General features: G+C 60.6%; 13 protein-coding genes. 12 read left to right on the top strand and 1 reads right to left on the bottom strand.

Going from position 1 to position 13,181, the window contains the following annotated elements; all coding sequences use genetic code 11:
- Positions 1–4: 4 nt before the first annotated feature.
- Positions 5–1,375, bottom strand: coding sequence for an amidase (locus tag AC0969_RS04325; protein ID WP_479622908.1), 1,371 nt, complete (start codon positions 1,373–1,375; stop codon positions 5–7).
- 174 nt (positions 1,376–1,549) lie between these two features.
- On the opposite strand from AC0969_RS04325, the gene rpsB reads away from it, so the two are divergent.
- The 12 genes from rpsB to fabZ all read left to right on the top strand — a co-directional run bounded on the left by rpsB (position 1,550) and on the right by fabZ (position 13,176).
- Positions 1,550–2,308: a 30S ribosomal protein S2 gene (gene rpsB, locus AC0969_RS04320; RefSeq protein ID WP_479622907.1), complete on the top strand. Its 759-nt coding sequence runs from the start codon at positions 1,550–1,552 to the stop codon at positions 2,306–2,308.
- Between the two features lie 95 nt (positions 2,309–2,403).
- Positions 2,404–3,324 carry a translation elongation factor Ts gene (gene tsf / locus AC0969_RS04315; protein WP_479622906.1) on the top strand — a complete coding sequence of 307 codons (921 nt, stop codon included), beginning with the start codon at positions 2,404–2,406 and terminating at the stop codon, positions 3,322–3,324.
- A gap of 73 nt (positions 3,325–3,397) precedes the next feature.
- Positions 3,398–4,120: a UMP kinase gene (pyrH, locus tag AC0969_RS04310; protein ID WP_479622905.1), complete on the top strand. Its 723-nt coding sequence runs from the start codon at positions 3,398–3,400 to the stop codon at positions 4,118–4,120.
- Positions 4,121–4,144: 24 nt separating this feature from the next.
- Entirely contained in the window at positions 4,145–4,705 is a 561-nt protein-coding gene (gene frr / locus AC0969_RS04305) for a ribosome recycling factor (RefSeq protein ID WP_479622904.1), read from the top strand.
- 14 nt (positions 4,706–4,719) lie between these two features.
- Positions 4,720–5,442, top strand: a complete 723-nt coding sequence (gene uppS, locus AC0969_RS04300) for a polyprenyl diphosphate synthase (protein ID WP_479622903.1) — start codon at positions 4,720–4,722, stop codon at positions 5,440–5,442.
- A gap of 9 nt (positions 5,443–5,451) precedes the next feature.
- Positions 5,452–6,303: a phosphatidate cytidylyltransferase gene (locus AC0969_RS04295; protein ID WP_479622902.1), complete on the top strand. Its 852-nt coding sequence runs from the start codon at positions 5,452–5,454 to the stop codon at positions 6,301–6,303.
- Between the two features lie 9 nt (positions 6,304–6,312).
- Complete coding sequence (ispC, locus tag AC0969_RS04290; protein ID WP_479622901.1) at positions 6,313–7,488, top strand: 1-deoxy-D-xylulose-5-phosphate reductoisomerase; 1,176 nt, start codon at positions 6,313–6,315, stop codon at positions 7,486–7,488.
- Positions 7,489–7,501: 13 nt separating this feature from the next.
- On the top strand, positions 7,502–8,863 hold the full coding sequence (rseP, locus tag AC0969_RS04285) for an RIP metalloprotease RseP (RefSeq protein ID WP_479622900.1): 1,362 nt from the start codon (positions 7,502–7,504) through the stop codon (positions 8,861–8,863).
- A gap of 39 nt (positions 8,864–8,902) precedes the next feature.
- Entirely contained in the window at positions 8,903–11,200 is a 2,298-nt protein-coding gene (gene bamA, locus AC0969_RS04280; RefSeq protein ID WP_479622899.1) for an outer membrane protein assembly factor BamA, read from the top strand.
- 47 nt (positions 11,201–11,247) lie between these two features.
- On the top strand, positions 11,248–11,718 hold the full coding sequence (locus tag AC0969_RS04275; RefSeq protein ID WP_479623127.1) for an OmpH/Skp family outer membrane protein: 471 nt from the start codon (positions 11,248–11,250) through the stop codon (positions 11,716–11,718).
- Positions 11,719–11,740: 22 nt separating this feature from the next.
- Complete coding sequence (gene lpxD / locus AC0969_RS04270; RefSeq protein WP_479622898.1) at positions 11,741–12,739, top strand: UDP-3-O-(3-hydroxymyristoyl)glucosamine N-acyltransferase; 999 nt, start codon at positions 11,741–11,743, stop codon at positions 12,737–12,739.
- Complete coding sequence (gene fabZ / locus AC0969_RS04265; protein ID WP_479622897.1) at positions 12,736–13,176, top strand: 3-hydroxyacyl-ACP dehydratase FabZ; 441 nt, start codon at positions 12,736–12,738, stop codon at positions 13,174–13,176. The genes lpxD and fabZ overlap by 4 nt, the downstream gene beginning before the upstream one ends.
- Positions 13,177–13,181 lie beyond the last annotated feature (5 nt).

Raw genomic sequence — 13,181 nt, 5'->3', positions numbered from 1 at the left:
GCTATTAAAACTGTAGTGTGGCCTCGGCTTGCAAAGCCAGGTTCAATACGGTGTCGTCGTGCATCGCGGCATGCCACAGCATCAGGCCGACGGGCAGTTCGTCGGCGGTGTGGCAGGGCAGGGAGAGGGCGCAGCCGTCCAGCATATTGACCACGCTGGGGTTGCGCAGTAGCAGGCCGTTGGTGTGGAAGAAGGCATCGTCGCGCTCCACGCCGGGGCCGACATTGGCGATGGGCGGGGCCACGACCGGAACGGTGGGCGACAGCACGGCATCAAAACCTTGCAGCGCGGCCTCCATTTTGGCGATCCAGACGCGGCGGGCCTCGACCAGTTCAAAGTACTCAAAGGCCCGCATTTGGGCCCCGCGCTCGATGCGGGCCAGCACGCGCGGGTCGTAGGCGGCGCGGATGTGGGGGCCGCGTGACAGCAGCGGGCGGTGCCAGAGATAGGCTTCCACGGCTGAAAAACCACCGGTGGCCTGGATGGCATGCAGTTCGCGCACGGGTTCCAGCGCAATCTCCACCAGCGTGGCCCCGGCATCGCGCAGGCGCTGCAGGGCGCGCTCGAAGGCGTAGCTAACGGTGTGGTCCAGGTTGTCCAGAAAGCCGCTTTGCGCCACGGCCAGCCGGTAGCCCGACAGCGGTGCGGCGCTGCGCACCACGCGGCGCTGGGCCAGAATTTCATGCGCCAGCACGGCATCGCGCACGCTGCGGGTCAGGGCGCAGACGGTGTCCAGCGTGTGCGACAGCGGTACTGCACCGGCAGTGGGCACCAGGCGGGTGGTGCTTTTGAAGCCGACAATGCCGTTCAGCGCCGCCGGGATGCGGATCGAGCCGCCGGTGTCCGAACCCAGCCCGATGAAGGCCGCGCCGGTGGCCACCGATACCGCCGCACCCGATGATGAGCCGCCCGGCACGCGGGCCACGGCACCATAACTGCGGGCTCCGGCGGCCTGGTCGTAGCGCCCGTCCCAGGCGGCAGGGGTGCCGAAATGCGGATTCACGCCCACGCCCGAAAAGGCGAACTCGGTCATATTGGTGCGCCCCAGCAGAATGCCACCGGCGGCCCGCAGCCGGGCCACCGCCACACTGTCGTTGGGTGCGGGAACGTGGTCGGCCATGACGGTGGAGCCCGCCGTGCTGACTTCACCCGCCACATCAAACAGGTCTTTGACCGACACCGCCAACCCGCCCAGGGGGCTGCTGGCGATGCCTGCGTGTTCCGCCGAGGTCTGCGCGGCATCGAAGCGGGTGTTCAACCACGCATGGCGGCAGGACGGCAGCTGGGCGATGGCAATGGACTGGGCCATCTGCGCTGCCGGGGTGGTCTGCGCGGCTTGACAGAACTGGAGGGTGGAGGTGAGGTCTGGGCGCATGGTGAAGGGGGAGTGTGCTAGACTCCTTGGGTTTTGCTAGTCGGTCAAATAATTTGATTGGTTGGTTAAAACAAATCGCAAACCAGTCCATTCAAGGTGTTGCCCTGTCGTATTTTGTATACGAAACAGTGGCAAATCGGACTGAATTTTAGACGCAACCTTAAGGAAAATTCCATGTCCGTCAACATGCGCGAAATGCTCGAAGCTGGTGTCCATTTTGGCCACCAAACCCGTTTCTGGAACCCCAAGATGGCCCCGTTCATCTTCGGTCACCGTAACAAGATTCACATCATCAACCTGGAAAAATCGCTGCCGATGTTCCAGGAAGCGGCCAAGTTTGCCAAGCAGCTGACCGCTAACCGTGGCACCATTTTGATGGTTGGCACCAAGCGCCAAGCCCGCGAAATCGTTGCCGGTGAGGCCGCCCGTGCTGGCGTGCCTTTCGTGGACCAGCGCTGGCTCGGCGGTATGCTGACCAACTTCAAGACCGTCAAGACCTCGATCAAGCGCTTGAAGGACATGAAGATCCAGCAAGAAGCTGGTCTGGACGCGATGAGCAAGAAAGAACAGCTGATGTTCGCTCGCGAAATGCTCAAGCTGGAAAAAGACATCGGTGGCATCCAGGATATGGCCACTTTGCCTGACGCGATCTTCGTGATCGACGTGGGCTTCCACAAGATTGCTGTCCTCGAAGCCCGCAAACTGGGCATCCCACTGATCGGCGTGGTGGATACCAACCACTCCCCAGAAGGCATCGACTACGTGATCCCTGGCAACGACGACTCCTCCAAGGCTGTCGCTCTGTACGCCCGTGGCATCGCCGACGCGATCATCGAAGGCCGCAACAGTGCTGGCAACGATGTGGTCAAGGCCGTGGCTGCTGCTGAAAGCGCCGACGAATTCGTGGAAGTGAACGAGGCTGCTGCAGCCTAAGCGTTCCCCATGGCGCGGCGCACCGCTGCGATCAAAGAGGGGCTGTGAGGCCCCTTTTTTTTACCAATTTTTGATTATTGAAGACGGAGAAATATATGGCTGCAATTACCGCAAGCATGGTCGCTGAACTGCGTGGCAAAACCGACGCCCCCATGATGGAATGCAAGAAGGCATTGACCGAAGCCGAAGGCGACATGGCCAAGGCCGAAGAGCTGCTGCGCGTCAAGCTGGGTAGCAAGGCGGGCAAGGCCGCTTCGCGCATCACCGCCGAAGGCGTGGTCACCAGCTACTTTGGCGAAGGCGTTGGCGCTTTGCTGGAAGTCAACTGCGAAACCGACTTCGTGACCAAGAACGACAGCTTCTTGGCACTGGCCCAGGGCGCGGTTGAACTGATCGCCAAGAACAGCCCTGCTGATGTGGCAGCCTTGGGCGCACTGACTTACGCCCAGGACGGTTTCGGCCCCACCCTGGAAGACGTGCGCAAGGGCCTGATCGGCAAGATCGGTGAGAACATGACGTTCCGTCGTTTCAAACAGTTCTCTGGCTCCAAGCTGGCCGGTTACCTGCACGGCACACGCATTGGCGTGGTGGTCGAGTTTGAAGGCGACGACGTGGCTGCCAAAGACACGGCCATGCACATTGCTGCCATGAAGCCCGTGGCTCTGACCAGCGCCGACGTGCCTGCCGAGCTGATCGCCAAAGAGCGTTCGGTGGCAGCTGCGAAAGCCGCTGAAGATGCCTCCGTGGCCGTCGCTGCTGGCAAGCCCGTGCAGTCCGACGAAATCGTTGCCAAGCGCATCGAAGGCGGCGTGCAGAAGTACCTGAAGGAAGTCTCCTTGTTCAACCAGTCTTTCGTCAAGAACGACAAGCAAACGGTTGAGCAAATGCTCAAAGCCAGCGGCACCACCGTGAAGGCATTCACCATGTTTGTGGTGGGCGAAGGCATTGAGAAGAAGGTAGACGACTTCGCTGGCGAAGTGGCTGCCCAGATCGCTGCTGCCAAGGCCGCAGCGTAAGGTTTCTGACTCTGTACTGACCTGTTTTGCCCCTACCATTACCGACTTCCATCCACCATTTCAAGGACACCCCATGACCCAAGCCCAACCAGCCTACAAGCGTATTTTGCTCAAGCTGTCGGGGGAGGCGCTGATGGGTGACGACCAATTTGGCATCAACCGTGACACCATCGTGCGCATGGTCGAAGAGGTTGCCGAGATCACCCGTTTAGGGGTGCAGGTGGCAGTGGTGATCGGTGGCGGCAACATTTTTCGCGGTGTCGCGGGCGGCTCGGTCGGTATGGACCGCGCCACCGCCGACTACATGGGCATGCTGGCGACGGTGATGAATGCGCTGGCGCTTGCCGATGCCATGAACAAGGCCGGTTTGACCGCCCGCGTCATGTCGGCCATCGCCATCGACCAAGTGGTCGAACCCTATGTACGCCCCAAGGCCTTGCAGTACCTCGAAGAGGGCAAGGTGGTGGTGTTTGCCGCCGGTACCGGCAACCCGTTTTTTACCACCGACACGGCGGCCGCCCTGCGCGGTGCCGAAATTGGTGCCGAGATCGTGCTCAAGGCCACCAAGGTCGATGGTGTCTACACCGCCGACCCCAAGAAAGACCCCAGCGCAACCCGCTACACCACGCTGACGTTCGATGTGGCCATGTCGCAGAATCTGGGCATCATGGACGCTACCGCGTTTGCGCTGTGCCGTGACCAGAAGCTGCCGATCAAGGTGTTCTCGATCTTCAAGCACGGCGCACTCAAGCGCGTGGTGATGGGCGAAGACGAAGGTACGTTGGTCCACGCCTGATACGGATTACTGAGGAGTACACAAATGACTATTGCCGACGTTAAAACCAATTTACAAGCCAAGATGGACCAAGCCATCGTGGCGTTTAAAAACAACCTGTCGAAGATCCGCACGGGCCGCGCCAACCCCGGCCTGCTGGACACTGTGCACGTGGATTACTACGGCTCCATGGTGCCGATCAGCCAGGTCGCCAATGTGTCGCTGATCGACTCGCGCACCATCGGCGTGCAAACTTGGGAAAAGAACATGGCCGCCAAGGTGGAGAAAGCCATCCGCGATAGCCATTTGGGTCTGAACCCTGCGTCCATGGGTGACCTGATTCGCGTACCCATGCCCGCCATGAGCGAAGAGCGCCGCAAAGAGCTCACCAAGCTGGCCCGTACCGAAGGCGAAAACGCCAAAATCATCGTGCGCAACGTGCGCCGCGATGCCAACGAAGCCATCAAAAAACTGGTGAAGGACAAGCTGGCTTCTGAAGACGACCAAAAGCGCGCCGAAACCGATGTGCAAAAGTTGACCGACCGCTACATCATCGAAGTCGATCAGCTCGTAGTCGCCAAAGAAGCCGACATCATGGCGGTCTAGTCCTGGCTGCGCCAATGGCTATCCCCGTTCCCAACCACATTGCCATCGTCATGGACGGCAATGGCCGGTGGGCTAACCGGCGCTTCATGCCCCGCTTAGCCGGGCACCACCAGGGTGTGGATGCCCTACGCCGCTGCGTGCAGGCTTGCTTGGACCGGGGCGTGGGCACTTTGACCGTGTTTGCGTTTTCGTCTGAGAACTGGGACCGTCCGGCTGAAGAAGTCTCTGGTTTGATGTCGCTGATGGTCAGTGTGCTGGCCAAAGAGGTCGTCAAACTCAAGGCCAATGGTGCGCAACTGCACTTTGTGGGCAACCTTTCGGCCCTGTCCGATAAGGTGCGCAACGGTCTGCTGGAGGCGGAGAAAGAAACCTCGGGCAACCGCAAGCTGGTGCTCAATATCTGCTTTAACTACGGTGGCCGCTGGGACATTGCCCAGGCGGCGCAAAAATTGGCGGCTGCGGGTGAGCCGATCACCGAAAAAAGCCTGGACCGCGCTATGGCCTTGGCCCATTCGCCCGACCCGGACCTGCTGATCCGCACGGGTGGCGAGTTCCGCATTAGTAACTTTTTGCTTTGGCAAACCGCCTATTCCGAGCTGGTGTTCAGCGACAAGCTGTGGCCCGAATTTGACGAGGCCGCGCTAGACGAAGCGATTGCCGTCTACAACGGCCGCGAACGCCGATTTGGCAAAACCTCGGCGCAGGTAGCACCCTTGGCTGCCGATCCCACTACCTGAGTCATCCCCATGCTGCTGCAACGCGTTATCACGGCCCTGGTTTTGCTGGCCTTTCTTCTGCCTGCGTTGTTCTATCCCGCTCCCGAACCCCTGTGCCTGCTGGCCATCATTGCGATTGCTGCTGCCACCTGGGAATGGGGCCGCATGAACGGCATGTCGCAGCCCAAGTCGGTGGCGCTGGCGCTGGCGATGGTATTTGCCTGCCTGCTGGCGTGGATCATGGGGCTGCTCACTGCGCACACGCCGATGCTGTGGACCTTCGCCGGTGCCGCCTGGGTGCTGGGCGGTGGCTGGCTGCTGCGCAATGGGGTGGACGGCTGGTCCGCCATCGACAAGCTGGTGCGTTGCATCGTCGGTTTTGCTGCCCTGTGGCTGGCGTGGCTGGCGATTTGCCAGGCACGGGTCATCGGCAGCAATTTTTTGCTGTCGGTGCTGTTGCTGGTCTGGGTGGCTGACATCGGTGCCTACTTTGCGGGTCGGGCGTTCGGCACGCAATTTTTCAAAAATAAACTGGCCCCCGCCATCAGCCCCGGTAAAAGCTGGGAAGGTGTGTTTGGCGGCATGCTGGGCGTGCTGGTGCTGGCCGGTGTCTGGGTCTGGGCCGATCACGCTTGGGCTTCCCCGGTGGCCAGCCTCTACACCCGGCTGGCGCAGCAAAGCGGCGTTCTGCTGGTGCTGGCCGCACTGTTCATGGCGGCCATGAGTGTGGTGGGGGATTTGGTGGAGTCGCTGGTCAAGCGCAGCGCCGGGGTCAAGGACAGCAGCGGCCTGTTGCCCGGCCACGGCGGTGTGCTGGACCGGGTGGATGCTCTTTTGCCCACGTTGCCGCTGGCGATGATGTTGGTGTCGCTGGTCAGTTAAGGTATACGCATGCAGCAGTTGACGATTTTGGGTTCCACCGGCTCGGTGGGCACCAGTACCTTGGACGTGGTGTCCCGCCACCCAGACCGTTTTGCCGTGTTCGCGCTGACCGCCGCCACCCAGGTGGACCTGATGTTGCAGCAGTGCGCGCAGTTCCAGCCCCGCTTCGCGGTGATGGCCAGTACGCCGCATGCCGCGCTGTTGGCTGAAAAAATTAAGCAAAATAGCATTCCAACGCAGGTGCTATCTGCGCAAGTAGCTATAGAAATGGTAGCATCTCACGCCGAGGTGGATGTGGTCATGGCGGCCATCGTTGGTGCGGCGGGTCTGGCTCCCTGCATGGCCGCAGCCCGTGCCGGTAAGCGCTTGCTGCTGGCCAACAAAGAAGCGCTGGTGGTCGGCGGCGAGGTGTTTTTGGCGGCAGTCAAGCAGGGCGGTGCCTTGCTGCTGCCGATCGACAGCGAGCATTCGGCGGTGTTCCAGTCGCTGCCCGAAGACCCGGCCGTCTGGCCCCGGCGTATCGAGAAAATCATGCTGACCTCGTCCGGCGGCCCGTTTCGCACCCGCGATCCCGCAACCCTGCGCGATGTGACTCCCGAGCAGGCCTGCGCGCACCCCAACTTCGCGATGGGCCGCAAGATTTCAGTGGATTCGGCCACCATGATGAACAAGGCGCTGGAGGTGATCGAGGCCAAGTATCTGTTTGGCGTAACACCCGAGCAGATCGAGGTGGTGATCCATCCGCAGCAAATCATCCATTCGATGGTGCAGTTCCACGATGCCTCGGTGATGGCCCAACTGGGCACGCCCGATATGCGGGTGCCGATTGCCTACGGCCTGTCGTGGCCCGAGCGGATCGAAAGCGGCACGGCCCGGCTGGACTTTTCCAAAATGGCGGCCATGACCTTCGAGGTGCCAGATTTCGAGCGCTTCCCCTGTCTGGCACTGGCTTGGGAAAGCCTGCGCGCGCCCTCGGGCACCTGCGCCGTACTGAATGCGGCCAACGAAGTGGCTGTGGCGGCGTTTTTAGACCGGCGCATCCGCTTTGACCAGATCCACGCGATTAATCTTGCAACTTTGGCGGCGGTGAGCCCCTCCAAGCCGCAGACGCTGGAAGATTTGCTGGCGTTGGACAGCGAATCCCGCGCCGTGGCGCAGCAGGCTGTGTCCCGTCTGACCCTTTGAACCAAGGACAGCCATGCTGACCATCGTCGCTTTCATCGTTGCCCTAGCTTTGCTGATTGCAGTGCACGAGTACGGCCATTACCGGGTCGCCGTGGCCTGCGGCGTCAAAGTGCTGAAGTTCTCCATCGGCTTTGGCCAGACCGTGCTGCGCTGGCAGCCGAAAGGTTCGCCAACCGAATTTGTCATCAGCGCGTTTCCGCTCGGTGGCTTTGTGAAGATGCTGGACGAGCGCGAAGCTCCGGTGGCGGCTGAAGAGCGGCATCTGGCCTTCAATACACAGTCTTTGTCCAAACGTGCAGCCATCGTGGCGGCGGGCCCGGCGGCGAATCTGCTGCTGGCGGTGCTGCTCTACGCCATCGTCAACTGGAATGGGGTGGAGGAGCCCAAGGCCATTCTGGCCAGCCCCACCATCGGTTCTGTGGCTGAAAAAGCCGGTATCCAGGGTGGCGAGACCGTCACCCGTGCCGCTTGGGACGGCGAGGTGTTGGAAGAGGTGGCCTCGTTCGATGGGCTGCGCTGGTTGCTGACCCGGGGCGCACTGGACAACCGCGATGTGCGCCTGGAGTTAGCCCCCTCGGCCCACGGAGCCCGGCGTGAAGTGGTCATGGCGCTGGCTTCGCTGGATGTCCAGGAAGCCGATGCCCAGTTATTTCGCACCATTGGCGTGCTCGGCCCCTGGACCCGCCCGGTGCTGGGCGAGTTGGTGGCCGACGGTGCAGGCGCACGTGCGGGCCTGCGCAGCGGCGACCTGGTGCTGCGGGTGGGCAATATGCCCGTAGTGGACGGTCAGCAGTTGCGCGACACCATCCGCAGTTCTTTGTCGGGTGGGCGGGCGCTGGCGCAGGTCTGGCAGATCGACCGGGCGGGCCAGCGGCTGGCGGTGACTGTCACCCCCGACGTCAAACCTGACGGCCTGCAGTCGGTTGGCCGTATTGGTGCCTACGTGGGAGCGCCGCCGGAAATGTTGACCATCCGCTACGGCGTGTTCGACGGCCTGTGGCAGGGCGTAGCGCGCACCTGGGAGGTGTCGGGCCTGACCTTGCGCATGATGGGCCGCATGCTGGTGGGTGAGGCTTCCATCAAGAATTTGAGTGGCCCCTTGTCGGTGGCCGAATATGCCGGCAAGTCGGCCAGCCTGGGCTTTACCCAGTACTTGGTATTTTTGGCCCTGATTAGCGTTAGCCTTGGCATCTTGAACCTGCTGCCGGTGCCGATTTTGGACGGCGGACACCTGCTGTATTATCTTTGGGAGGCCGTGACAGGCAAGCCCGTATCGGACGCTTGGATGGAACGCTTACAGCGCGGCGGTGGTGCCGTGCTGTTGCTCATGATGTCCATTGCCCTGTTTAACGATGTCACCCGTCTCTTTGGCTGATCGTTCAACGATTAGCCCATTTCAGTACCTATACATTCCATGAAAAATCATTTGAATCGCTTTCGCCTGCGGACCTTGTCGGCTGCTGTAGCGCTGGTATTGGTTGCCAATACCGCTTGGGCCGTAACCCCTTTTGCCGTGCGCGACATCCGTATCGAAGGTTTGCAGCGCGTCGAGCCGGGCACCATCTTTGCGTCCCTGCCGTTCCGTGTGGGCGATACCTACAACGACGACCAGGGCTCGGCGGCCATCCGCACGCTGTTCGCGCTGGGTCTGTTCAAGGACGTGCGCCTAGAGGTCAGCGGCGACGTGCTGGTGGTGGTGGTCGAAGAGCGCCCCACGATTGCCGATGTGGAGTTTGCGGGCTCCAAAGAATTCGACAAGGATGCACTGAAAAAATCCATGCGTGACGTGGGCCTGACCGATGGCCGCCCGTTTGACAAAGCCCTGGCCGACCGCGCTGAGCAAGAACTCAAACGCCAGTACATCAACAAGAGCCTGTACGCCGCCGAAGTGGTGACCACCGTCACCCCGGTGGAGCGCAACCGCGTCAACCTGACCTTCACCATCACCGAAGGCGAACCCGCCAAGATTGCCGACATCCACATCGTGGGGGCCAAGGCCTTCAGCGAATCCACGTTGCGCAACCAGTTCGAGCTGGACACCGGCGGCTGGCTCAGCTGGTACACCAAGTCCGACCGCTACACCCGCGCCAAGCTGAATGCCGACATCGAAACCCTGCGTTCTTATTACCTGTCGCGCGGCTACCTCGAATTCAAGGTGGACTCCACCCAGGTGGCCATCTCCCCGGCAAAAGACAGCATGTCGATCACCATCAATGTGACCGAAGGTGAACGCTTCGTGGTCTCAGCGGTGCGACTGGACGGCAACTACCTGGGCAAAGACGACGAGTTCAAGTCCTTGGTCAGCATCCAACCCGGCGAGGCCTACAACGCGGATCTGGTGGCCAAAACCACCAAAGCCTTCAAAGACAACTTCGGCAGCTTCGGTTTTGCATTTGCCCAAGTGGAAGCCAAGCCAGAGATCGATCGCACCACCAACCGGGTTGTGCTGGTGATGCAGTCCGAGCCTTCGCGCCGAGCGTATGTGCGCAAGGTCAGTGTGGCAGGCAACAGCCGCACCCGTGACGAAGTGATCCGCCGGGAATTCCGCCAGTTTGAATCGTCTTGGTACGATGGCGACAAGATCAAACTCTCAAGGGACCGGGTGGACCGACTGGGCTACTTTAAAGAAGTCGGGGTGGAGACACAAGATGTGTCGGGTTCACCGGACCAGGTGGATGTGCAGGTCAATGTAGAAGAAAAATCCAGTGGCAGCATCCAGCTGGGGGCCGGTTTTTCCAGCGCCGACAAGCTCTCGCTGTCGTTCAGCATCAAGCAAGAAAATGCTTTTGGTTCGGGCAATTACCTGGGCCTAGAGGTCAATACCAGCAAGTACAACCAGGTGGTGGTGGTCAGCACGGTAGACCCCTATTTCACCGAGGGCGGCATTTCCCGCGCGTTTGATGTCTTCCATCGCGCGACCAAACCCTACAACGACCAAGGCGGTAACTACCAATTGGTGACCCAGGGTGCCGGTGTGCGGTTTGGCGTGCCATTTAGCGAGCTGGATACGGTGTATTTTGGCAGTAGCCTGGAGCGCACAACCATCAAGCCGGGAACCAATATCCCGGCGGCCTACTTGGCCTATGCCGAAAAATTCGGCTACACCAGCATGGCTATTCCATTGACCATCGGCTGGTCCCGGGATGACCGCGATAGCACCCTGGCCCCCAGTTCTGGCGTGTACCAGCGGCTCAACACCGAAGCGGGTCTGTTTGGTGATGCGCGCTATGTGCGTACCAACTACCAGTACCAGCAGTATGTGCCGTTGACCAAGCAATTCACGCTGGCATTCAATGGCGAAGTGGGCTTTGGCAAAGGCTTGGGCAACCGGGTGTTCCCGGTGTTCAAGAACTTCTACGGCGGCGGTTTGGGCTCGGTGCGTGGTTTTGAGCAGGGCACCCTGGGCCCGCGCGATGTGACCGGATCGGTGATTGGCGGCCCCAAGAAGTTCACCCTGAATACCGAAATCCAGTCGCCGTTTCCGGGTGCGGGCAATGACCGCACCCTGCGCTTGTTTGCCTTTGGCGACGTGGGTAATGTCTACGGCGAAAACGACAAAATTCGCTTTGGCGAGATGCGCGCTTCGGCGGGTGTTGGCTTGAGCTGGATTTCTCCGGTCGGCCCTCTGCGTTTGGCCTATGCCAAGCCAATTCGCAAGTTTGCTGGCGATAGAATCCAGTCCTTGCAATTCCAAATAGGTACGTCTTTCTAATGAAGAACTTTCTACGCCAATGCGGATCTGGCATCTTGTTCAGCACGATGCTGCTGTCTGCCCACGCACAAGCCGACGAGTTCCGCGTCGGCTTCGTCAACACCGACCGTATCTTCCGTGAGTCGGCCGCAGCCAAGACGGCCCAGGCCAAGCTGGAGCAGGAATTCGCCAAGCGCGAAAAAGAACTCAGCGATGCTGGTACGGTGCTGAAAACTGCCTCCGACAAGTTTGAACGCGAAGCCGCCACACTGGCCGAAAGCCAGCGCACCTCGCGCCAGAAGCTGCTGGTGGACCAAGACCGCGACTTCCAGCGCAAGCGCCGTGAATTCCAGGAAGACCTGAACTCCCGCAAAAACGAAGAATTGCAGCAAGTGCTCGAAAAAGCCAACAAGGTGATCAAGCAAGTGGCTGAAACTGAAAAGTACGATGCCGTGCTGCAAGAGGCCGTGTACATCAACCCTAAGTACGACATTACCGACAAGGTCATCAAGGCCTTGAACGCGGTTCCTAGTAAGTAACTCCAAGCGAAAGGGCTCCAGCATGGCGCTGCGTCTAGGCGCGATAGTGGAAGCCCTTGGGGGCGTGTTGCACGGGGATGCAAACCTCTTGATCGAGGGAATTGCCCCGCTTGAATCGGCTAACGCTGCGCAGTTAGCCTTTTTAAGCAATCCTAAATACCAACAACAACTGGCCCAGTCCCAAGCGGCTTGCGTGATCGTGGGCCCGGCTCAGGCCGCGATGGCTTTGGTGCGTGGTGCCTGCATCGTGGCCGACACGCCGTATTTGTACTTTGCCAAAGTGACGCAGCTCTGGAAGCGCCAGCGGCCTGCAACCACCGGCCCAGCCATCCACCCCAGCGCGGTCATCGACCCCAGTGCCCATATTGACCCCCGCGCCCGCATCGGTCCGCTATGTGTGGTCGAACGTGGAGCCCGCATTGGAGCCGATACCGTGCTCAAGTCCCGCGTCACAGTGGGCGAAGATTGCCAAATTGGCGAACGCTGCCTGTTGCACGCGGGCGTGGTGATCGGAGCCGACGGTTTTGGCTTTGCGCCCAACGCGGGTGCCTGGGAAAAAATCGAACAACTGGGTGCGGTGCGCATCGGCAACGATGTGGAAATCGGCGCCAACACCTGTATCGACCGGGGTGCGCTGCTCGACACTGTGATTTCCGACGGCGTGAAGCTCGACAACCTGATCCAGATCGGCCACAACGTGTTTGTGGGTGCCCACACCGCGATGGCCGGTTGCGTGGGCGTGGCGGGCAGCGCCCACATCGGCGCGCACTGCACTGTGGGTGGCGGCGCGATCGTGCTGGGACATTTAACCCTGGCCGACCACGTCAACATCTCGGCGGGCACCGTGGCCACTCGTTCCATCAGCCAGCCCGGCCACTACACCGGCATGTTCCCGATTGACGACAACGCCAAGTGGGAAAAAAATGCCGCCTCCCTCAAGCAGCTGCACAGCCTGCGCGACCGCCTCAAGGCAGTCGAGAAAACTTTAGAACAACTCCAACAGAGCCCCGAAAAAACATGATGGACATCCACCAAATTCTCAAGCAACTGCCACACCGCTATCCCTTTTTGATGGTGGATCGGGTGGTCAGCATCGAAAAATCCAAATCCATCCGCGCCTTCAAAAACGTCACCATCAACGAGCCGTTTTTTGAAGGCCACTTCCCGCGCCGCCCCGTCATGCCCGGCGTGCTGATGCTGGAAGCGCTGGCCCAGGCGGCGGCTTTGCTGGCGTTTGATGCGCTGGGTAAATCACCCGATGACGATACCGTATACTACTTTGCTGCCATCGACAACGCCCGCTTCAAGCGCCCGGTCGAGCCCGGTGACCAGCTGATGCTGGACGTGGAGCTGGTCCGCATGAAGTCTGGCATTTTCAAGTTCAAGGCCAAGGGCACCGTGGGTGACGAGCTGGCGGTGGAAGCCGAGCTGACCTGCGCTATGCGCAGCATTGCGTAAGGGTT

The organism is Rhodoferax sp. LB1P47 (assembly GCF_056521445.1).
Note: the sequence above shows the minus strand (reverse complement) of the source record. Positions and strands in the feature narration are given on the sequence as shown.